This is a genomic window from Prevotella sp. E15-22, from assembly GCF_023204875.1.
In the GTDB taxonomy this organism is placed as follows: Bacteria; Bacteroidota; Bacteroidia; order Bacteroidales; family Bacteroidaceae; genus Prevotella.
In genome coordinates, this window is record NZ_CP096247.1 from 858785 (window position 1) to 881272 (window position 22488).

Below are 22488 nucleotides of genomic sequence, written 5' to 3' on the forward strand. Positions count from 1 at the left end.
TTGGTTTAACAATATAGCATTTTCTTTTACCAGAAGCGGAATATCGTTTGGCGATTTCCGCTTTTCTTTTTTCCTTTGCATTCAGAATCAATTATCAAGGTAAAAAGAATTAAGAAAATGACAAACGAAAGAACATTGCTCAACCGCCAGTTGGCTCAGATGCTGAAGGGTGGTGTTATCATGGATGTGACTACTCCTGAACAGGCCAGGATTGCTGAAGAGGCAGGTGCCTGCGCTGTGATGGCCCTCGAACGTATTCCTGCCGATATTCGTGCTGCGGGTGGCGTAAGCCGTATGAGTGACCCCAAGATGATTCGTGGCATTCAGGAGGCTGTGAGCATCCCCGTGATGGCGAAGTGCCGTATCGGCCATATTGCTGAGGCTCAGATCCTGCAGGCTATCGAGATTGACTATATCGACGAGAGCGAGGTGTTGAGTCCTGCCGATAACATCTATCATATCGACAAGACCAAGTTTGACGTGCCCTTTGTCTGCGGTGCCAAGAACCTGGGCGAGGCGCTGCGTCGTATTGCCGAGGGGGCCACAATGATTCGCACCAAGGGTGAGCCTGGTACGGGCGATGTCGTTCAGGCTGTGAGTCACATGCGATTGATGCAGAGCGAGATTCGCCGACTGGTGAGTATGAGTGAGGACGAACTTTTCGAGGCTGCCAAGCAGCTGCAGGCACCCTATGAACTGGTGAAGTTTGTGCATGAGAATGGTAAACTGCCTGTGGTCAACTTCGCCGCTGGTGGTGTGGCTACCCCTGCCGATGCCGCGCTGATGATGCAGTTGGGAGCCGAGGGTGTGTTTGTGGGCAGTGGCATCTTCAAGAGTGGCAACCCTCGCAAACGTGCTGCCGCCATCGTGCAGGCCGTTACCAACTATCAGGATGCCAAGCTCCTGGCTGAACTCTCAGAGGATCTGGGTGAGGCAATGGTAGGTATCAACGAGCAGGAAATACAACTCTTAATGGCTGAACGCGGAAAATGAAAGTGGCAGTGTTGGCCCTGCAAGGGGCATTCATAGAGCACGAGCAGATGTTGCAGCGCTTAGGCGTGGAGACGGTTGAGATTCGCCAACTAAAAGATTGGCAGTCGTTCTACTCCCGCCCCTCACAGGGGAGGGCAGGGGACGGGGCTCTTATCCTCCCTGGTGGCGAGAGTACCGTTCAGATGCGCCTGTTGAAGGAACTCGGCTTATACGAACCTATTCGTGAGGCTATCCTCGGAGGTATGCCAGTCCTGGGTACCTGTGCCGGTATGATTCTTCTGTCTGAGGGACGCCTGGGCACGATGGATATCGAGGTGCGCCGCAATGCCTATGGTCGTCAGTTAGGCAGCTTTCATACCGTTGACACCGTCAAAGGCATTGGCACCGATGTTCCCATGACCTTCATCCGTGCCCCCTATATCGAGCGTGTGCTGAGCGATAAGGTCGAGGTTCTATCTACTGTCGATGGCCATATCGTAGCTGCCCGTCAGGGCAACCAGATAGCCACCGCCTTCCATCCAGAGCTGGACGAAGACACCCGCCTTCACGAGTTATTTCTTTTTCGGCAGCCTGTTGAATCTGTATGTTACGTGGAGTAAGGCGTAGCGAGGCATGACATTGGTATAGGTTTCTGTACGGCCTTGCGCATTGACGTTGCGGGTTACGTTGTCCAGTTGACCAAGGATGTCGAAGCCGTCGAGCATCACCACCAGCCTTCCCTTGAGGAACGGACGTGCGAGGCGGGCATTCCATACCAGGTCGTTGGTGTTGAGTTGTGAGTCGGCATAGCCCGTACGGCTGTAGAGCGTCATGTCGCTACTCAGTTCCAAGTTCCAAGGCAGTTTTACGATGGCTGTCATCCCATTGGTAAGCGTCAAGGGCTGCTGCGTCTCAAAGTCCGTGCGCTGACTGCTGAAGCGCTGCCAAAGCGTGGTACTCTTGAAGGTGAGTGCGTGCTGTCCAATCTTATACGAGAGATTCAGCGTGTTGTTGAACGAAAGCGTGTTGACGGTGCTGCGCGCTTGGTCAACCAGGTCCACACTGTGCTGGTAACTGACACTCGGACTGACATTGAGGCGGAGTGGGTGCTTCTTGCCAATGACTGTGTTGAAACGATAGTCGGCAGCAGCATTCCAGTTGCCGTTCACGTTGTCGGCCTGCCAGGTGCGGACGCCTGTGGCACGATCGTAACGATAACCCATGGCAAGGGCATTTTGAATGATCGTGTAACTGAGACGGTACCGATGGCTTGTCTCTTTACTTTTCGCTTTTCCCCATTGGTGGCTGAAGGAAAACTCTTGGTTAACAGCATTGCGCAGACTGTTATTACCCAGACGGATGTTCAGTGGGTCAGTATCATCGTGCATATCGACGAGGTTCAGCAAATCAGGTGTTGAGGTCTGGGCCATATACTCTAGGAGCAGTTTCTGGGCATGACCTGTCTTTTTATTCATAGTGCTATACTGGACAAAGCAGTCCCAGATGTTGAAGGGCATGGTGTTGCGAGTGACGAGTGTGTCGATGTCGCCACGCTTATAACGGAGCTTCTGACGAACAATGGTGACGGGGAAGCCGAGTTGCGCCCACCACTTCTTCTGACCAGTCTCGTCTTCGCTATAGGCGTTATAGAACAGTCGGGGGCTGAAGTCGTAGATGTCTTCAGAGAAATGACTCGTATAACTGTTACGACGATCAATGTACTGCTCATATTCGTGAGCTGATGGCAACTGGCCGAGGGCGTAGGTGGTGTCGATGTCGAAGAGCGACGACTCTCGTTGGCGGTCGTTGTGAGTATAGTTCACGTTCAACTGCAGCCGGATGAGCTGGGTGAAGTTGATCTGATAGGTGCCGCCAGCCTTGGCTTTCCACGACCGGTTGGGGTGGTTGCGGTAGTAGCGGTTGAGGCTTTTTGAGGGCTGCGACGATGTCGCACCATACTCAACCGACTGACGATGATAGCGGTCTTCCTGCTGGTCGGTGAAACTGGCCTCGGCGTCAAGTGAAGCCCAGTCGGGACTGTGGTGAAACTTCAACGTACTGCTGAGACGTAGTTCTCCATCGAGAGCGTGCCCCTCGGCAATACCCCGTTGCAGATTGCGGTGGATGAGACTGTCGTTTTGATAGAAAGCCGAGGCGAGACTGTTGTCGCTATTGTCGAACTTCTGATAGTTGAGTGAAGGGCTAATATCGAGGTTCCACATCTTGAAATCCCTATAATAATGGTGACTGGTATTCAACCTCAGGTTCTTGTTCCTGTTGACATTAGTCATGCGTTCGTAAGTATCGCCCGTGGCCAGGTAGTTCTGGCGATTGGTGTTGGCCTCGCGATTCAGGTCGGTATGAGTCACCTGCAGGTTGCCATCGGCTTTCCACTTGCTGTTGCGGTCTTCTACACTATAGTCGATGCCAGCCTGCTGCTGTCTCAGTTGCCCGCCGTCCTGTATGCGCTGGGGATTCCAACTGCCCGTTTCGCCAGGTTTGGTGTCTCCATTCAGGTTGTTGGCGGTGGCATAGGCTGCGATGCGAGAGTGGTCCGAGAAGCGCAGGGCAAAGAGTCTGGCCAGCCAGCGTTCCTCCGTTCCGCCACCTGCTTCTGCGTTGGCAAGTGTGCCGATGCTGTATTCCTTCTTGAGTTTCACATCCATCACATAGCGGTTGTCTCCAGCCACCTGCTGTCCAAGAAACTCACTCTTCTCGCCCCACTTATCATAGATCTGGATGTTCTTCACCGTATAGGCCGGCAGGTTGTCGAGCATGATGGTGTGGTCGCCACGGAAAAAGTCCTTGCCGTTGAGGAGCAGCGCATCCACATACTTGCCATTGTGATAGATGCGGCCACCCTCTTTCAGTTCGATGCCAGGCAACTGCTTTACCAATGCATCGAGCATAGAGCCCTCGGCCAGTTCAAAGGCATCGGCATTAAACACCAGCGTGTCGCCTTTATAGTAGAACTGCACTTTGGTAGAAGTGACAACCACCTCCTTCAGCATCTTTGATTCGCGCTTCATATAGACGGGAGGCAGATTGCGACGTTGTTCACGACGGTAGATATTGCTCAGTTCATAGGGCATTTCGGTAGGCTTAAAGCCCACATAGCTGGCTTGAATCGTATATTTCGTGGGTCGTGCAGGCACTCTGAAAGCAAAGTTTGCCAGTTCTATGGGCGTATTGTTGCCATACTGCATATAAGAGATAGCCTCGCAGGAATCAATGCAGACCCCATCGGCATTGAGCAGGCGAACGGCAGCATGGGGCAGGTCAAGGTGTGTCACGTAGTCCTTCACCTTGCCTTCAAGTATCATATAGCGCTTGTCGGACTTTGGCTTGTATTGCACATATATCTGCTTTCCTTTGGTGACGACACGCACGGGTTGGTCTTTCGTCATTTGCTTGACGGCCTTTGGCACACTCAGTCCCTGTGTGTTGGCTACCACCTGCAGGTGCTCCAAGTCGTTGTGGATGAAGGAAATCTCGTAGTCATCCTGCTGTTGGTTCAGTCGGGCCAATGCGTCAGCCAAAGAAAGTGTTTGTGCCGAAGCACTCATGACGATGCCCACCATTATTAATAATAAGGTGATGCGCTTCATGGCTCTACCTCCTTCTCTGCATGAACAAAGATGGTATCGCGCTCGTCAGAAAGGCGCAGTCCCTCAAACTCATTCACGTTGTCGAGTAAGATGCCTAACGGCTGTACGCTATCCCAGGCGATGGTGAAACGGAGATCGCGTAGTGTCTCTTCCAGGAAGCACACCTGATGGCGGTAATGACTGCCCACCACCGTGAGGATGCTGTCCAAACGGATATCCGCAAAACGCACGAGGGCATCATCGGTGGAACTAGCATCATCTGTCTTGGATTCGGCTATTGTTGTTTCCGTTGACGGTTCTGTTGACTGTGGAGAAAGGAAATGATAGGCAGCATAGGCCAGTCCGCTGAGCAGGGCGACGGCAATAAATGTGGCTGCTATGCGCATCCAACGGCGTGATGGCTTGGGTTCACTCGTGAGCTTTTCGATTTCCTCGTCAGTCAGTTCACGACGGTTATCATGCAGGACGTCCAGCACCTCGTTCCATAGCTGTTCGTCGGTGGGTATGTTGTGATTCGTATTCATGATGCTTCTTGTTTTGGTTGTTTTAAACTAGTCATTAGATTCGCTTTAGCGCGACTGGCAGTCATGCGGACAGCACTCTCTGTGCTTCCCTGTATAGCCGCAATCTGCTGATAGGACAGACCGTCCATGTGATGCAGCAGAATGACTGCCTGCTGATTCTTTGGCAGGGCAGCAATGGCGTCGTTAACCTGACGTTCCATTTCCTGTCGTTCCATGCTTTCGTGCGGATTGTCCTGTCGGGCGTTCAGCGGACGAACCGTGTCGCTGGGCATGTTGTCCAGAGCTGCAATGACAAAAGACCGGCGTTTCTGCTTGTTCAGACTGACGTTACGTGTGATACGCATCGCCAGTCGTTCGGCCTCTATGGGCTGCTGTACCCTGTCGCCCATGCGCCATAGCGAGACGAGTGCATCCTGTACGGCATCTGCAGCCTCCTCGTCGTCGTGGAGAATGCCTTGTGCAAGTCCCAGGAGTCGTGGGCGCAGGCGGGTGACCAAATCTGTGAATAGTACTTCTTGCATAAACGTTTTACGTATTGTTTCTGCCTATATAACAATCAACGCCGCAAAACATAACGCATCGTCGTTGAGGTTTAAGGTTCTTTAACGTATTCGCCTCTTTGTTTTTGTTTGCAAAGGTACGAAGATTCTTTGTATTTCCCAATAGTTTTGCATGTCTTTGATAGTTTGTAATAATTGGGCGCGAATTTCTGATAAACCGATAGTATTCTGCAAGAAAATGCATTCTTTTTCTTGCAGATTGTTATTTTTGATGAAAATGTAGATTGAAAAATGGGGCGCTTTTTGGTTCGAAAGCGGAATAATGCGTAACTTTGCAGTCCATAAAATACATTCGTTTTATGGACACAAAATATATCTTTGTTACGGGCGGTGTCGTTTCCTCGTTGGGAAAAGGCATTATCTCCGCCTCCATTGGAAAATTGCTGCAAGCACGTGGCTATAAAGTAACCATCCAGAAGTTTGACCCCTACATTAACATTGACCCAGGTACACTGAACCCCTATGAGCATGGCGAGTGCTATGTGACGGCTGATGGCATGGAGACCGACCTGGACCTGGGCCACTATGAGCGCTTCACAGGTATTCATACCTCACGCCATAACTCTATCACCACAGGACGTATCTATAAGACGGTGATAGACCGCGAGCGCCGTGGTGACTATCTGGGCAAGACCATTCAGGTGGTGCCCCATATCACGGATGAGATTAAGCGCAGAATGCTGCGAGAGGACGAAGAGGGCGAACAGCTAGACTTCGTGATTACTGAGGTGGGCGGCACCATCGGCGATATTGAGAGTGCACCCTTTATGGAGGCCATCAGACAGTTGCGCTGGCAATTGGGCAGAAACGCCGTGTGTGTGCACCTCACCTACGTACCTTATCTGAAGGCTGCCGATGAGTTGAAGACCAAGCCTACACAGCACTCTGTCAAAGAGTTGCAGGGCATGGGTATCCAGCCCGATATTCTGGTGCTGCGCACAGAGCGTCATCTGGATGATGGCATGAGAATGAAGGTGGCATCGTTCTGTAATGTGGATCTGGAGTGCGTGGTGCAGAGTGAGGATATGCCCTCTATCTATGAGGTGCCCGTCAGCATGCAGCATCAGGGGCTCGACGCTGCCATCCTTCGCAAGATTGGCATCCCCGTGGGCGAAACGCCTGCAATGAAGCCTTGGCACGACTTCCTTGACAAGCAGCGCAATGCTACGAAGGAAGTACACATCGGACTCGTTGGTAAATACGATCTGCAGGATGCGTATAAGAGTATCCGCGAGAGTCTGAACCTGGCTGGCATATATAATGATGTAAAAGCCAAGCTTCACTTTATTAACAGTGAGGAGGTGACAAAAGATAATATCGCCGAGAAACTGAAGGGAATGCAGGGCGTGCTGATCTGTCCGGGCTTCGGTCAGCGAGGCATCGAGGGTAAGATCGTGGCAGCGGAATACACTCGTACACACGATATCCCAACATTTGGCATCTGCCTGGGCATGCAGATGATGGTCATCGAGTTTGCACGCAACGTACTGGGCTACAAAGATGCAAATAGTGCGGAGATGGACGATAAGACGCCACATAACGTGATTGATATCATGGAGGAACAGAAATCCATCACGCAGATGGGCGGTACCATGCGACTGGGTGCCTATGAGTGTGAGCTGATAAAAGGCAGTAAAGTTTACGAGGCCTATGGCGACGAGACATTGATTTCTGAGCGCCATCGCCACCGCTATGAGTTCAATAACAAGTATCAGGAGGAGTACGAGGCCAAGGGCATGAAATGCGTGGGTATCAACCCTGCTGCCAACCTGGTCGAGATTGTGGAGATTCCAGAGAAGCGCTGGTACATTGGCACGCAGTTCCATCCCGAATATTCTTCTACGGTGCTGCATCCCCATCCATTGTTTATGAGTTTTATTAAAGCCTGCAAATAAACATCTATGGAACAGCTGAAGCATGAGTGTGGCGTGGCGATGATTCGCCTGTTGAAGCCGCTGGATTATTACGAGAAGAAATACGGTACTTGGACCTATGGTTTCAACAAGCTCTATCTGATGATGGAGAAACAGCACAACCGTGGACAGGAGGGTGCTGGTATTGCATCGGTGAGTCTGACCAACGAGCCTGGCACGGAATATATGTTTCGTGAGAAGGCCGAAGGCAAGGGCGCTATCACGGAGATCTTCTCGAGAGTGACAGAGGAGATGAAGGGCGAGTTGCTGATGGGACATCTGCGCTATTCGACCACGGGTAAGAGCGGACTGACATTTGTTCATCCCTTCCTGCGTCGTAACAACTGGCGCGCCAAGAACCTCTGCCTGTGCGGCAACTTCAACATGACGAACATTGACGAGGTCTTCTCTTTCCTCACAGAACAGGGACAGAGTCCACGTATCTATGGTGACTCGTACATCACGCTGGAGCTGATGGGTCATCGCTTGGACCGCGAGGTGGAACGACTCTACCAGGAGGCTACGGCACAAGGACTGAAAGGCACTGACATCACCAATTATATTGATGAACATGTGGAGATGGCCAACGTGCTGCGCTCTACGATGGAGCATTACGACGGTGGCTATGTGATGTGTGGACTGACGGGCTCGGGCGAGATGTTCTCTGTACGCGATCCGTGGGGCATCCGTCCGGCGTTCTATTATCGTGACGATGAGCTGATTGCCATCGCCAGCGAGCGCCCTGTGCTGCAGACCACTTTTGATATTCAGGCTGAGGATGTGCACGAGTTGCTGCCTGGTCAGGCTCTGATTATTCATAAGAGTGGCGAGAGTAGACTGGAACAGATTATGCCTGCCCAGAAGTTGAGTGCCTGCTCGTTCGAGCGCATCTACTTCAGTCGCGGTTCTGATTGTGATATCTATCAGGAGCGCAAACGACTGGGAGAGCAGTTGACGCCAGCCATCCTCAAAGCTATCGACTTTGACGTAACCAACACAGTATTTTCATATATTCCCAACACAGCCGAGGTGGCCTTCTATGGCATGACCGACGGTTTCCGCAAGCTTGCGATTGAGCGAGAGGAATCGGAGCTTGCTCAGATTCCCGAGCGTGAGCAAGTTCGAACGAAGTTCAAACTACATGGCGAGGTGCGCACAGAGAAAGTGGTGTGGAAAGACATCAAACTGCGCACCTTTATTGCCGACAACAGTGAGCGCAACGACCTGGCTGCCCACGTCTATGACATCAGCTATGGTTCGCTGGAGGCAGGAAAGGACAACCTGGTGATTATCGACGACTCCATCGTACGTGGCACCACACTGAAGGAGAGTATCTTCAAGATTCTGGACCGTTTGCATCCCAAGAAGATTGTAATGGTGAGCAGTTCGCCACAGATCCGCTATCCTGATTACTATGGCATCGATATGGCACGCCTGGAGGAGTTTTGCGCTTTCCGTGCTACAATGGCACTGATTGAGGAACGCGGCATGTGGCAGTTGATTAACGACACCTATCTGGCTTGTAAGCGTGAGTTGGAGAAACCTAAGGAAGAGATGGTGAACTGCGTGCGCGCTATCTATGCACCTTTCACCGTCGACGAGATCAACCAGAAGATTGTGGAGATGTTGCGCCCTGCCGATATGAAGGCACCCATCGAACTGGTGTTCCAGAGCATCGAAGGATTGCACGAGGCTTGTCCTAATCACCCTGGCGACTGGTACTTCACAGGTCATTATCCCACACCAGGCGGCGTGAAATTGGTGAACCAGGCGTTTGTGAACTACATTAACAAAACTTACACTTTGAAAGAAAACGATGGGTGTTTACTTTCAGATTGTAAGAAGTGAAAAGATTTTAGATTTTTGTTGCAATATTAATGCAGACCAATCTGACAGAACGATATACCTTTGCAACCGTAAAAAAATAAAGTGTAACCAAAAAGTAAAAAGATGGAAGCATTAAGATTTCAGGTTGTCGGCGAGGCATTCAAAAAGAAGCCGCTCGACGTAAAAGCACCAAGTGAGAGACCTAGCGAGTATTTTGGCAAGAAGGTCTTCAATCGTGAGAAAATGTACAAGTACCTGCCCAAGGACGTGTACGAGAAGATGATTGACGTGATGGACAATGGCGTTCGTCTTGACAGAGCTGTAGCCGATGCTGTTGCTGCTGGCATGAAGCAGTGGGCTACCGAAAATGGCGTCACTCACTATACACACTGGTTCCAGCCTCTGACTGAGGGTACTGCCGAGAAGCACGACTCGTTCATTGAGCACGACGGCAAGGGCGGTATGGTTGAGGAGTTCAGCGGAAAACTGCTCGTTCAGCAGGAGCCTGATGCTTCTTCTTTCCCCTCTGGCGGCATCCGTTCTACCTTCGAGGCTCGCGGCTATTCTGCTTGGGATCCCACCTCTCCTGTATTCATCATCGACGATACCCTGTGTATTCCCACCGTATTTATTTCTTATAGCGGTGAGGCACTCGACTATAAAGCTCCTCTGCTGCGTGCCCTGCATGCTGTCAACGTGGCTGCTGTGGATGTTTGCCACTATTTTGATCCAGCTGTGAAGAAGGTTACTTCTAACCTGGGTTGGGAGCAGGAGTACTTCCTCGTTGACGAGGGTCTTTATGCTGCCCGTCCTGACTTGCTGCTCACTGGTCGCACCCTGATGGGCCACGACTCTGCTAAGAACCAGCAGATGGACGACCACTACTTTGGTTCTATTCCTGAGCGTGTGCAGGCCTTCATGAAAGATCTGGAGATTGAGGCACTGGAACTGGGCATTCCTTGTAAGACACGTCACAATGAGGTGGCTCCTAACCAGTTTGAGTTGGCTCCTATCTTTGAGGAGACAAACCTGGCTGTCGACCACAACATGCTGCTGATGTCAGTGATGAAGAAGGTGGCTCGTAAGCACGGCTTCCGCGTATTGCTGCACGAAAAGCCTTTTGCAGGCATCAACGGTAGCGGTAAGCACAACAACTGGAGCTTGAGCACTGATACTGGCGTACTGCTGCATGCACCTGGCAAGACACCTGAAGCTAACCTGCGCTTCGCTACATTCATCGTTGAGACCCTGATGGGTGTTTATCGCCACAACGGCTTGTTGAAAGCTTCTATCATGAGTGCTACTAACGCTCACCGTCTGGGCGCCAACGAGGCACCTCCTGCCATCGTTTCTTCATTCCTCGGCAAACAGCTCTCTGAGTTGCTCGACCACATCGAGAAGGCCGACAAGGACGACCTCCTGGCAATGGCTGGCAAGCAGGGCATGAAGATGGATATTCCTGAGATTCCTGAGCTTCTTATCGACAACACCGACCGTAACCGTACCTCTCCATTCGCCTTCACTGGCAACCGCTTTGAGTTCCGTGCCGTAGGTTCTGAGGCCAACTGTGCCAGCGCCATGATTGCCTTGAACAGTGCTGTAGCCGAGGCTTTGGTTGACTTCAAGAAGCGTGTGGATGCTCGTATTCCTGAGTTTGCCGAGAAGCTGAAGGGTACAGAGCATAGCGCTACCTTCCACGCTATCATCGACGTGCTTCGCGAGGATATCAAGACCTGTAAGCCTATCCGCTTTGATGGTAACGGTTATTCTGACGAATGGGTAGCTGAGGCTGAGAAGCGCGGTCTTGACGTAGAGAAGAGTTGCCCGAAGATTTTTGAGCGCTATCTCGACGAGGCCAGCATCAAGATGTTCGAGAGTCTGGGTGTGATGACCAAGAAGGAACTCGAGGCTCGTAACGAGGTGAAGTGGGAGACCTACACCAAGAAGATTCAGATTGAGGCTCGCGTACTGGGCGACCTCAGCATGAACCACATTATTCCTGTGGCTACACGTTATCAGAGTGAACTGCTCTCTAACCTGAACCATATGGCTGTGGTGTTCCCCATCGATACTGCTGACAAGCTCTCTGCTCGCAACAAGAAGATTATCCAGGAGATTTCTGAGCGTACCTCTACTATCGAGAAGGGCGTTGAGGAACTGGTTGAGGCTCGTAAGAAGGCCAATAAGATTGCTGATGAGCACGAGAAGGCTATTGCCTACCACGACAAGGTGGAGCCCTATCTCGACGAGATTCGCTATCAGATTGACAAGCTCGAACTCATCGTTGACGATGCCCTCTGGCCTCTGCCAAAGTATCGTGAACTGCTGTTCATTCGCTAAACATACGCATATTAATTATACTGATTCTTTTATTGAAAAGATAAGCCACCCTGCAAGCGAGTAGGGTGGCTTTCTTATTCCTAGGAGGCCCTAGGATATCCTAGGATATCCTAGGTTTGCCTAGGACTGCCTAGGTTCTCCTAGGCACTCCTATAAAAAAATAAAGCCGTCCAGAATCTGGGCGGCTTTATTCATATTGTTGGGCTAATATTACTTCAGCTCAGCGAGGTACTTAATGGTGCGAACCATCTGAGAAGTGTAAGAGTTCTCATTGTCGTACCAAGAAACAACCTGTACGAGTGAGTTACCGTCCTCCATCTTGCTTACCATGGTCTGGTTAGCGTCGAACAGTGAACCGAACTTCATACCGATGATGTCGCTAGAAACCAGCTTCTCCTCAGTGTAACCGAAGCTCTCGTTAGCAGCAGCCTTCATGGCAGCGTTGATGCTCTCAACAGTTACATCACCCTTAACAACAGCGTGCAGGATGGTGGTAGAACCTGTAGGAGTTGGAACGCGCTGAGCAGCACCGATCAGCTTACCGTTCAGCTCGGGGATAACGAGACCGATAGCCTTAGCAGCACCAGTTGAGTTAGGAACGATGTTCTGAGCACCAGCACGAGCGCGCTGAACATCACCCTTGCGCTGAGGACCGTCCAGGATCATCTGGTCACCAGTGTAAGCGTGAACAGTGGTCATGATACCGCTCTGGATGGGAGCGAGGTCGTTCAGAGCCTTGGTCATAGGAGCCAAGCAGTTGGTTGTACAAGAAGCAGCTGAGATAACAGTGTCAGCAGGAGTCAGAGTCTTGTGGTTTACGTTGTAAACGATGGTGGGCAGATCGTTACCAGCAGGAGCTGAGATAACAACCTTCTTAGCACCAGCGGTCAGGTGAGCAGAAGCCTTCTCCTTAGATGTGTAGAAACCTGTGCACTCCAGAACAACGTCTACGTCCAGCTTACCCCAAGGCAGCTCAGCAGCGTTGGGAATAGCATAGATAGTGATCTTCTGACCATCAACTACGATGTAATCCTCACCAGCCTCTACAGTGTGCTTGTTCTCACCAATCTTGCCACAGAAACCACCCTGAGCGGTATCGTACTTCAGCAAGTGAGCCAGCATCTTAGGACTTGTCAAGTCGTTGATTGCTACTACTTCATAACCTTCAGCCTCGAACATCTGACGGAATGCGAGACGACCAATACGGCCAAAACCGTTAATTGCTACTTTTGTCATTTTACTTTAATTTATTAAAGGGTTATAATATAAAATCGAGTTTTTTTTTGCTTTCTCTGTGCAATTTTTCTTTGTTTCGCGTGCAAAGTTACAAAAAAATTCCTATATTTGCACCCAGAATCAGTCTTAATTAAAGTGAAAAGTTAAAATGACGGCCGAAAAGTGATTCTCGTCAAGCTTGAAAGGACTGGATTGCAAAACATAGATTACAATTTATATATTAACCATTTAAACAATTTACGACTATGGGATTTATTAAAGAATTCAAGGAGTTTGCCATGAAGGGCAATGTAATGGACATGGCAGTTGGTGTGATCATCGGTGCTGCGTTTGGCAAAATTGTTAGTAGCTTGGTGGATGATGTACTGATGCCGCTGGTTGGTATGATTACAGGCAATGTTGATTTCACAGGTCTGGCGTTCCAGATTGGTGAGGGCGAAGAGGCTGCTGTCCTGAAGTATGGTAACTTCATCCAAAATACTGTTGATTTTATCATTGTGGCCTTCTGTATTTTCCTGATGCTGAAGGGTATCAATAAACTGAATCGTAAGAAGGAAGAGCCTGCTTCCGAGCCTGAGGCTCCTAAGGGTCCCACCCAAGAAGAGTTGCTGGCCGAGATTCGCGACTTGCTGAAGCAGAAATAGGCCACACCTTTTATTTAATATAAGGGTGCGGGTGTCATTTTGTCTGCTCATTCTGACATTTTGTCTTACTTTCTTGCACTGGCATTGATGTTGCATCATGGTTGTCGAGCAAGATGCTCAGAATGATTAAAATGTTTAATATTAATAATATTTTGGAGGACAAAACTATGACACCAATGATGAGAACAAACAACTGGATTCCTGCAGTGTTTAACGACTTCTTTGACACCGACTATATGCCGCGTGCTAATTGCACCGCACCCGCTATCAACGTAAAGGAATCGGATAAGGCCTATACCGTAGAGTTGGCTGCTCCGGGCATGAAGAAGGAAGACTTCAATGTGCATATCAACGACGAAGGCAACCTGATTATCAAGATGGAGCAGAAGAACGAGAAAAAAGAGGAGGATAAGTCTGTGCGTTATCTGCGTCGTGAGTTCAGCTACTCAAAGTACGAGCAGACGCTGATATTGCCAGACGATGTTAAGAAGGATGCTATCTCGGCCAAGGTGGACAATGGCGTATTAACCGTTGAACTGCCAAAGATCGTAGAAGAGAAGGCGAAAATCTCTCGTCAGATAGACATTCTTTAAAAACATTATTCAAAAGTAAAGCCCCGCCAATTTGGTGGGGTTTTACTTTTTTTTATTTGATTACTTATTTCTTATCAAGTTCTGCCAGGTTCTGAGCAATCATCTCGTCGGTCACCGTGTAGTTCTGCAGGTCGCCGTTGATATACGACTCGTAGCTGGGCATATCGATGAGTCCGTGACCAGAGAGGTTGAAGAGGATCACCTTCTCCTCGCCAGTCTCAATGCATTTCTTAGCCTCGCGGATGGTGGCGGCAATGGCGTGGGTGCTCTCAGGTGCAGGGATGATACCCTCAGTGCGTGCGAAGAGCATACCAGCCTCGAAGGTCTCCAGCTGAGGAATGTCCACACCATGCATCAGTCCGTCCTTAATCAGCTGCGAGATAATCATGCCAGCACCATGATAGCGCAGACCACCAGCATGGATGTTGCTTGGCTTGAAGTTATGGCCCAGGGTGAACATGGGGAGCAGGGGTGTGTAGCCAGCCTCGTCGCCGAAGTCATAGCGGAACTGACCACGCGTCAGCTTAGGACAGCTGTCGGGCTCGGCAGCAATGAACTCGGTGTGGCGCTCACCGCTCAGGTTGTGGCGCATGAAGGGGAACGAGATACCACCGAAGTTTGATCCGCCGCCAAAGCAGCCAATCACGATGTCAGGATACTCGCCAGCCATCTGCATCTGCTTCTCAGCCTCCAGTCCGATGATGGTCTGGTGCAGACCCACGTGGTTCAGCACGGAGCCCAGCGTGTATTTACAGTTGGGCGTGGTGGTGGCCAGCTCAACGGCTTCTGAGATGGCTGTACCCAGTGAGCCAGGATGTGTGGGGTCCTTGGTGATGATGTCCTTACCAGCACGGGTCGACATTGAGGGCGAGCCAGTGACGGCAGCGCCGAAGGTACGCATCACGCTCGAGCGGTAGGGCTTCTGCTGCATGGTGATCTTCACCTGATAGACAGCGCATTCCAGTCCGTAGAGTTTGGCGGCATAACTCAAGGCCATGCCCCACTGGCCGGCGCCAGTCTCGGTGGTGACGTTTGTTGTGCCTTCCTGCTTGGCATAGTAGCACTGAGGAATGGCAGAGTTAATCTTATGTGAACCCAGTGGGTTGGTACTCTCGTTCTTGAAATAGATATGAGCGGGTGTGCCCAGAGCCTCCTCCAGTGCGTAGGCACGCACCAGCGGCGTAGAGCGATAGTACTTATATTTGTCGAGAACTTCCTCAGGAATGTCTATCCAGCGATGCTCAGTGTCCAACTCCTGCACGCAACACTCGCGGGGGAAGATGTGTGCCAGGTCGTCAACGCCAAGAGGTTGCTTTGTGACTGGATGGATGGGGGGCAGCGGCTTGTTGGGCATGTCGGCCTGAATGTTATACCACTGTGTCGGAATCTCATTTTCCTGAAGAATGAATTTCTTTTGTCTGCTCATACTTTTTTAATTATTGGATTTGTATTTGCGATGCAAAGATACGAAATATAACGCGAAAAGTGGAAAGTGGAAAGTGAAAAGTTTGCTACTGCCACATAAAAATCGTAACTTTGCACACTGTTATGTGGATAATTGCAACTATATTAATTTATTTTGCAGTTCTGCTTGCCATCAGCAGACTGACACAGCGTCGTGCCACGAACGACACCTTCTTTCGTGCCAATCGCCAGTCGCCGTGGTATATGGTGGCCTTCGGCATGGTGGGTGCCTCCATCTCGGGCGTCACGTTTGTCAGTGTGCCTGGCATGGTCTTGACCTCGCAGATGACCTATCTGCAGGTGTGCTTGGGTTTCATTGTGGGCTATCTGGCTGTGGCCTTTGTGCTGTTGCCGGTCTATTATAAGTTGAACCTCACCTCTATCTATGCCTATCTGGGTCAGCGTCTGGGCCAACGGTCATACCATACGGGTGCGTGGTTCTTCCTGTTGTCCAAGATGGTGGGCGCCTCGGTCAAGTTCTATGTGGTCTGCATGATTCTCCAGCAGTTTGTGTGCGATGCTCTGGGGGTGCCGTTTGCGTTGACCGTCAGCGTCATGGTACTGCTCATCTGGCTCTACACTCGCCAGGGTGGGGTGCGCACGCTGGTCTTCACCGATATGTTCCAGACCCTCTGCCTCTTCTCGGCCCTTCTTATTATTATATTTATGGTGATGCGCCAGATGGACTTCTCTTTGATGGATGCCGTCAGGTCGGTGGCCAGCGACGAACGCAGTCGTATCTTTGTGATGGACCAGTGGCAGTCGCCTCATTATTTCTGGAAACAGTTCCTTAGTGGTGCCTTCATCGTGATTGTGATGACGGGTCTCGATCAGGATATGATGCAGAAAAACCTCACTTGTCGCACCTTGCGTGAGGCGCAAAAGGATATGTGCTCCTATGGCGTGGCCTTTGTGCCGGCCAACATGCTGTTCATGGCCTTGGGTATCCTGCTGGCGCAACTCTTCGAGCGTCAGGGTATGGCGATACCTGCTAAGGGTGATGAGTTGCTGCCGTTCTATGTTGAGAATACATCTTCACTCTTCCTTCTTCCCTCATCCCTCAGCCATCTTACCTCAGCCCTCTTTATCCTCGGCATCGTGGCAGCCTCGTTCTCCAGTGCCGACTCGGCCTTGACGTCACTTACCACCAGCTATTGCGTGGATATCAAGGGTAGGGTGGATGATGAGCGCCTGCGTAAGCATGCTCATCTGGCCATCTGTGCCTTGTTTGTAGTCTTTATTCTGCTGTTCCACCAGTTTAATCATACGTCGCTCATCGATGCCATCTACACCATCGTGTCGTATACCTATGGACCCTTGTTGGGACTCTTCGCTTTTGGCTTGTTCACCCGTCATCAGGTGCACGACCGCTGGGTGCCACTGGTCTGTGTGGCATCGCCTATCATCTGTTATGCTGCCGATTGTTGGGCACAACAGCAGTGGAACTATCATTTTGGCTATGAGTTGCTGATGATTAACGGACTCCTCACGTTCGTTGCCTTGAGGCTATTAGCTCGCTCGGCTGGGTGCCAAACTTCTTCTTAAAGCACGTGGCGAAATACTTGGGGTCTCTGAAGCCTACCATATAGGCTAGGTCGCTCACTCTCAGGTTGGGCTGACTCTCTATCTGTCGCATGGCTTCCTTCATGCGGATATCCTGGATAAAGTTGGTGACGTTCATGCCCGTCATGGCGCGCAACTTGTTATAGAGTGTCGATTCCGAGGCACCCATCTCGCGTGCAAATGCTTCGCGGTCAAAGTCGGCATCGTTCATGTGCTTCTTGGCACAATCCCTGGCTCGCTGCAGAAACTCCTCGTCGGCCGAAAGCGGACGCTGTTCGTTCTCCTTTGTTGCAGGTGTGCGTTCGCCCACAATGCGGATGCGGTTTTCAATGATATTATTGATGCGTAGTTTTAGGTCGCTCAATCGGAATGGCTTGGTGATATAGTCATCGGCGCCGGCCAGCATCGAGGTCTTACGGTCGTCCTCACTGGTTTTCGATGAAATCAGAATTACGGGCAGGTGACTCAATGCCTTTGTCGACTTGATCTTCCTGGTTAGTTCGTTACCATCCATATCGGGCATCTCCACGTCCGACACGATGAGGTCTAATGGTTCTTTGGCAATCATCCTCAGTGCTGTCTCACAGTTGTTGGCTGTCAGTACGCAGAAATGGTTGCATAGCAGCGAACCCATCAGCATCAGCAACTCCTCGTTGTCTTCTACAATCAGTATGCGATAAAGGTTCTCATTTTCAGCTCTGTCTGTCATGGTCTCAGGTTTTACTAGGTAGTCAATATCTTCCATGTCGATGATGGTGTGCTGGGGTTTGGCCATGTCGATGGTCTTCTCCTCGTCCACTTGCTCAGGTGCATAGTCTTCCTTCCTGATGGGCAGTGTCACGGTGAACGTAGTACTCTGGTCTTTGATGCTCTGACAGTCGATGTCTCCGTTGTGCAGAAACACCAGGTCGCGTGTCAAGGCCAGTCCCAGTCCTGTGGCGTGTACTTTCTTCCATCGATAATCGCCATCATAATAGCGGTTGAATAGGTCTTTTATCCTGTCGGCAGGAATGCCCACGCCATTGTCTGTCACCTTTATAATCACTTGGTCGAAGTCCTTACTCATCGTCACCTTCAACTGAACGGTGCCTGGCGTGCGCGCATATTTGGCGGCATTAGACAATAGGTTATAGATAATCTTGTCCACCTTGTCGGTGTCTATCCATCCCATCATCGACTCTGGTTCGCAGTGAACCAAAAAGGTGAGTCCCTTTTTGTGCATCAGCGGCTCTATGCAGAAGGCTGTCTGACGGATAAACTCAATCACATCGCCTTGTGTCACCTTGAGCTTCAATTGGCCCGACTGCGATTTGCTGGCTTCCAGAATTTGTTGAAGCAGGCGTGTCATGCGAATCACGTTGAGGTCCATCAGGGCGTAGTCCTTACTGTGGGTGGGCTCCTGCTCGCGTAATTGTTCTATGGAGGCTGCTATCACGGTGAGAGGGGTGAGTAGTTCGTGCGAAATGTTCATGTAAACGTGCTCCATCTGGCGTCTGGTGCGTGCTCGCTCCGTACGCTGATAGAGTTTTCGACCCAGGTAAATGATAATAAGGGCCAAAATAATATAGATAATTGTGTTTATTACTGTTGTCATTAGGTTGGTATTAGGTAATTATTAATCGTGAGCGAAGGTACGAAATTCTTTTGAAACGTGCAAATTATTTCTACATTTATCGTCTATTTGGGTATAAAATTCGTGATTTTGGGTAGAAAAATCAAGAAATAACGTTTTTTAAACCCATTTTAACTATTATTGAACCGCTAATTCAAAAAAAAGTATTACCTTTGCATCGTAAAAGATTTTTAATGGTTAAGGTTTATGGTTGATTAATTTAGTTGGAAAAGCCTCGCTGTGAAGCGCGGCTTTTCATTTCAAGAAGGTTTTTGGGAGCGCCCAGACTTTCTATTTTGACAAAAAAGCCCAGGATTTCCTGGGCTTTTATTGTTTTTATCCGTTTGCTTGGCTTAATCTGTTTTGGTGGTTGATTAAGCCAGCAGGAATCGTTCTGCTTCGATGGCTGCCTGACAACCTGTGCCAGCGGCACTAATGGCCTGACGGTAGGTGGGGTCGGCGCAGTCGCCAGCCACAAACACACCAGGAATCTTTGTCTTGGGCGTACCGTCAATCTTCTTCAGATAGCCCACCTCGTCGGTCTCCAACCACTCCTTGAAGATATCGGTGTTGGGCTTGTGGCCAATGGCCAGGAAGAAACCGTCAATCTGGATGTCGAGCTGCTCCTCATCGGGCTCGCCCTTGCGCTTCACCAGGTGTGCACCCTCAACACCATCCTCGCCAAACAGGCCCACGGTGTTGTGTTCAAACAGAATCTCGATGTTCTCGCGCTCCATCACGCGCTGCTGCATCACCTTCGAGGCACGCAGGTAGTTCTTGCGCACAATGAGGTACACCTTCTTGCACAAGCCACTCAGGTAGAGGGCATCCTCGCAGGCAGTATCACCACCGCCCACCACGGCCACGGTCTTCTTGCGATAGAAGAAGCCGTCGCAGGTGGCACAGGCACTCACACCCATGCCGTTGTACTTCGTCTCGTCGGGCAGTCCCAAATACTTAGCCGAGGCGCCTGTGGCAATAATCACCGTGTCGGCCACGATCTCCTCGCCAGCATCGTCCCATGCCTTGTAGGGGCGCTCCGAGAAGTCCACCTTCACAATCTCACCATCGCGGATGTCGGTACCAAAGCGCTCGGCCTGCTGGCGCAGGTCCATCATCATCTGGTTGCCGTCCACACCCTCTGGATAACCAGGGAAGTTCTCCACCTCGGTGGTCTGGGTCAACTGGCCGCCAGGTTGCAGTCCGCAGTACTCGATGGGCTGCAGATTGGCTCTGGAGGCATAGATGGCTGCGGTGTAGCCCGCAGGACCGCTACCTATAATTAAACATTTCGTCTTCATAACTATAAACTTTAAATGATGAACTTTGAACTTACTTCAGCAGCTCTTCAATGCGCTTGGCAATGTTCTCAATCTTCTCGGTGGGCTCGAAACGGGCAATCACCTGTCCCTTCTTGTTGATCAGGAACTTGGTGAAGTTCCACTTAATGTCGGCCTTCTCCTTGTAGTTAGGATCGGCCTTGCTCAGCATGTCGTCCAGGATGTGGGCAATGGGGTGACTCATATCCCATCCGGCAAAGCCCTTCTGTTCTTGCAGGAATTTATACAGTGGCTCAGCGTCGTCGCCATTCACCTTCACCTTCTTAAAGCGAGGGAACTCAGTGCCGAAGTTCAGTTTGCAGAACTCGTGGATGCTCTCGTCGGTGCCAGGAGCCTGCTGACCAAACTGGTTGCAGGGGAAGTCCAGAATCTCGAAGCCCTGACTGTGATACTGCTCGTACAGTTTCTCCAGCTCATCATACTGGGGGGTGAATCCGCACTTGGTGGCAGTGTTCACAATGAGCAACACCTCGTTGGCATACTCTTTCAGCGATACGTCTTTGCCTTTTCTGTCTTTTACAGAGAATTCATAAACCGTTTTCATTGTTTAATTAGCGTTTATTAGATTGTATTTTGATTATTATTTGTTCGACAGGTTCCATAGTCGCTTAATGGTGGCTATGTCTTGTGTCTCTACAGCATTCTCAATATCATCGGGCAGGTTACAGAAGAAGTCGATGCCGTCGTTGCGGCCTGTACGACTCTTGCTCTTCTCCTCCAGCGTGCGGATGTTCACCAGATAATCGCTCAACTTGGCGTTGGCGCGACTCTCGTTGGTGTGCTCAATCCAGAAGCCCATGGCCTGATAGCTTCCATTGCGCTTCAGCAACAGGGCCATGAAGAAATAGCGGGGCACGATGAATCCGCTCTTGGTGCGACACAGAATCTGGTCCTCGTGGTCAATGGTGCCACCCTTCACCACAAACAGGGTGTCGTTGGCACCCGTGATGTTGCGGCCCCAGTCGTTGCGCACAAACGATTCCATGGTCGACCATATGCCTGTGTTGAACTTGTCGCCCTGCGGAAACATGTTCGACATGTAGAACGTCTGACCGTTGGCATCCATCGAGGCCACACGGTCTTCCGAGGCGCAGATATGGCCACGCTGGAAGTACGTAAAGCCCTTGTCGGGATAACTGCTACCGCTAAACTCGCCAGTCACGTTGGGCTGCTCGGCATAGGGAATCTTGGGGTCTTTCTGAAAGGGGTCGCCATTCCAGTTCTTGCCATCCCAGTTGATGCCACCTCTCCAGTTGTTGCGGTTCCAGTTCTTTACCTTGTTTTGCTTGGTGAAGTAATAGCAGGTCCAGCGCTGGGCCTTTCGTGTGTGGTCCCATTCCAATGAATAGGTGATGCCATACTCTGGCGTGCTGTGGGTCACAACGCTACTGTTCCCGCTACTGATGTGGGGAAACTCCAAACCAGCATAGCGGTCAATGTTCTTGTTGGCATTGCCCGAGTACTGACTTTTTTCTTCACCATTGTCGCCACAACCCGCAATCACTGCGGTCATGGCCAGAAGAGATAGTACTTTAAGTAGCTTCATTTGTTTCTGTGTTAAAACAATGAAGGTGCGTACAAGGCATATGCAACTACCCTGGACGCACCTTCTGTAAGTGTCATTTCCTAGAAATATCTTACTTCTTCGAAGCCTTACCGTAGCGGCTCATGAACTTATCGACGCGACCAGCGGTGTCGACGAGCTTGCTCTTACCAGTGTAGAAGGGGTGAGAGCTGCTTGAGATTTCAACTTTTACCACGGGGTAAGTTTCGCCTTCGAACTCTACAGTGTCGTTAGTCTTAGCAGTAGACTTCGTAAGGAACATATCGCCGTTGGACATGTCCTTGAACACGACGGGGCGATAGTTTTCGGGATGAATTCCTTTTTTCATTTTGTTTCTTATAATTGATAATAAATATGTATTCTATGCGCATAATGCGCCAATCAGGGTGCAAAGGTACTAACTTTTTTTGAATCTCGCAAACTTTTGCTCTTTTTTTTGGAAATCACCACCGCTCTTTAGTACCAACCCCTCTGGTATTCTCAGTACCAACCGCTTTGGTATTTTCAGTACCAAGCCCTCTGGTACTCTCAGTACCAACGCTTGGTAGCGTCCGTACCAAGTGTTGGTAGCCACACTACCAAGCGTTGGTAGCCTGCCTACCAAGCCGTGGTAGTCACCCTACCAAAGGTCGGTAGTCATGATACCAAAGATTGGTAGTGCTGAAGGAGCATAAAAAGAGAAACGAAAGGCCATTTGTTCGTGTTTTTATTTGTACCTTTGCACTCGT

Annotated in this window: 18 protein-coding genes; 8 read left to right on the plus strand and 10 right to left on the minus strand. The window is 50.4% G+C overall.

Features of this window, described 5'->3' with window-relative positions:
• The first annotated feature begins 117 nt into the window (after nucleotides 1-117).
• Together pdxS and pdxT are read left to right on the plus strand one after the other, a co-directional pair.
• Entirely contained in the window at nucleotides 118-993 is an 876-nt protein-coding gene (pdxS, locus tag M1D30_RS03220; RefSeq protein ID WP_248506217.1) for a pyridoxal 5'-phosphate synthase lyase subunit PdxS, read from the plus strand.
• Complete coding sequence (gene pdxT, locus M1D30_RS03225; protein ID WP_248506220.1) at nucleotides 990-1592, plus strand: pyridoxal 5'-phosphate synthase glutaminase subunit PdxT; 603 nt, start codon at nucleotides 990-992, stop codon at nucleotides 1590-1592. The genes pdxS and pdxT overlap by 4 nt, the downstream gene beginning before the upstream one ends.
• Here the strand turns inward: pdxT and M1D30_RS03230 are convergent.
• Genes M1D30_RS03230 through M1D30_RS03240 form a run of 3 tightly spaced genes read right to left on the minus strand, consistent with a single transcriptional unit; the run spans nucleotide 1545 to nucleotide 5625 of the window.
• A complete protein-coding gene (locus tag M1D30_RS03230) occupies nucleotides 1545-4580 on the minus strand; it encodes a carboxypeptidase-like regulatory domain-containing protein (protein ID WP_248506222.1) in 3036 nt (1011 codons plus the stop codon). The genes pdxT and M1D30_RS03230 overlap by 48 nt on opposite strands.
• Nucleotides 4577-5104, minus strand: a complete 528-nt coding sequence (locus M1D30_RS03235; protein WP_248506224.1) for a hypothetical protein — start codon at nucleotides 5102-5104, stop codon at nucleotides 4577-4579. The genes M1D30_RS03230 and M1D30_RS03235 overlap by 4 nt, the downstream gene beginning before the upstream one ends.
• Nucleotides 5101-5625 (minus strand): RNA polymerase sigma factor, encoded by a 525-nt coding sequence (locus M1D30_RS03240; protein ID WP_248506226.1) that lies wholly within the window; start codon nucleotides 5623-5625, stop codon nucleotides 5101-5103. The genes M1D30_RS03235 and M1D30_RS03240 overlap by 4 nt, the downstream gene beginning before the upstream one ends.
• A 338-nt stretch (nucleotides 5626-5963) precedes the next feature.
• On the opposite strand from M1D30_RS03240, the gene M1D30_RS03245 reads away from it, so the two are divergent.
• The 3 genes from M1D30_RS03245 (at nucleotide 5964) to M1D30_RS03255 (ending at nucleotide 11744) form a co-directional block, all read left to right on the plus strand.
• The gene (locus tag M1D30_RS03245; RefSeq protein WP_248506227.1) at nucleotides 5964-7559 is read left to right on the plus strand and encodes a CTP synthase; all 1596 of its coding nucleotides are present in this window, start codon (nucleotides 5964-5966) and stop codon (nucleotides 7557-7559) included.
• Between the two features lie 6 nt (nucleotides 7560-7565).
• Nucleotides 7566-9425, plus strand: a complete 1860-nt coding sequence (locus M1D30_RS03250) for an amidophosphoribosyltransferase (RefSeq protein WP_248506229.1) — start codon at nucleotides 7566-7568, stop codon at nucleotides 9423-9425.
• Nucleotides 9426-9527: 102 nt separating this feature from the next.
• Entirely contained in the window at nucleotides 9528-11744 is a 2217-nt protein-coding gene (locus tag M1D30_RS03255) for a glutamine synthetase III (RefSeq protein WP_248506231.1), read from the plus strand.
• Between the two features lie 210 nt (nucleotides 11745-11954).
• Here the strand turns inward: M1D30_RS03255 and gap are convergent, their stop codons facing one another.
• Nucleotides 11955-12980, minus strand: coding sequence for a type I glyceraldehyde-3-phosphate dehydrogenase (gene gap, locus M1D30_RS03260; RefSeq protein WP_013063865.1), 1026 nt, complete (start codon nucleotides 12978-12980; stop codon nucleotides 11955-11957).
• Between the two features lie 245 nt (nucleotides 12981-13225).
• Here gap and mscL point away from each other — a divergent pair, with 245 nt between their 5' ends.
• Both mscL and M1D30_RS03270 read left to right on the plus strand, forming a co-directional pair.
• A complete protein-coding gene (gene mscL, locus M1D30_RS03265; protein WP_248506233.1) occupies nucleotides 13226-13624 on the plus strand; it encodes a large-conductance mechanosensitive channel protein MscL in 399 nt (132 codons plus the stop codon).
• Nucleotides 13625-13791: 167 nt separating this feature from the next.
• Complete coding sequence (locus tag M1D30_RS03270) at nucleotides 13792-14217, plus strand: Hsp20/alpha crystallin family protein (RefSeq protein ID WP_248506235.1); 426 nt, start codon at nucleotides 13792-13794, stop codon at nucleotides 14215-14217.
• Nucleotides 14218-14281: 64 nt separating this feature from the next.
• Here M1D30_RS03270 and M1D30_RS03275 read toward each other — a convergent pair whose 3' ends face one another.
• Entirely contained in the window at nucleotides 14282-15643 is a 1362-nt protein-coding gene (locus M1D30_RS03275; RefSeq protein ID WP_248506237.1) for a TrpB-like pyridoxal phosphate-dependent enzyme, read from the minus strand.
• Between the two features lie 122 nt (nucleotides 15644-15765).
• Between M1D30_RS03275 and M1D30_RS03280 the strand changes: the two genes are divergently transcribed.
• Nucleotides 15766-17226, plus strand: a complete 1461-nt coding sequence (locus tag M1D30_RS03280) for a sodium:solute symporter (protein ID WP_248506239.1) — start codon at nucleotides 15766-15768, stop codon at nucleotides 17224-17226.
• On the opposite strand, the gene M1D30_RS03285 is transcribed toward M1D30_RS03280, so the two are convergent.
• The 5 genes from M1D30_RS03285 to M1D30_RS03305 form a co-directional block, all read right to left on the minus strand.
• The gene (locus tag M1D30_RS03285) at nucleotides 17168-18838 is read right to left on the minus strand and encodes a response regulator (RefSeq protein ID WP_248506240.1); all 1671 of its coding nucleotides are present in this window, start codon (nucleotides 18836-18838) and stop codon (nucleotides 17168-17170) included. The two genes, M1D30_RS03280 and M1D30_RS03285, sit on opposite strands and share 59 nt — an antisense overlap.
• Before the next feature lie 392 nt (nucleotides 18839-19230).
• Nucleotides 19231-20157: a thioredoxin-disulfide reductase gene (trxB, locus tag M1D30_RS03290; RefSeq protein WP_248506242.1), complete on the minus strand. Its 927-nt coding sequence runs from the start codon at nucleotides 20155-20157 to the stop codon at nucleotides 19231-19233.
• Nucleotides 20158-20188: 31 nt separating this feature from the next.
• On the minus strand, nucleotides 20189-20740 hold the full coding sequence (locus M1D30_RS03295; RefSeq protein WP_248506244.1) for a glutathione peroxidase: 552 nt from the start codon (nucleotides 20738-20740) through the stop codon (nucleotides 20189-20191).
• 36 nt (nucleotides 20741-20776) lie between these two features.
• Nucleotides 20777-21742: a DNA/RNA non-specific endonuclease gene (locus M1D30_RS03300; RefSeq protein WP_248506246.1), complete on the minus strand. Its 966-nt coding sequence runs from the start codon at nucleotides 21740-21742 to the stop codon at nucleotides 20777-20779.
• A 91-nt stretch (nucleotides 21743-21833) separates the two neighbouring features.
• Complete coding sequence (locus M1D30_RS03305) at nucleotides 21834-22088, minus strand: type B 50S ribosomal protein L31 (RefSeq protein WP_248506248.1); 255 nt, start codon at nucleotides 22086-22088, stop codon at nucleotides 21834-21836.
• Nucleotides 22089-22488: the final 400 nt, after the last annotated feature.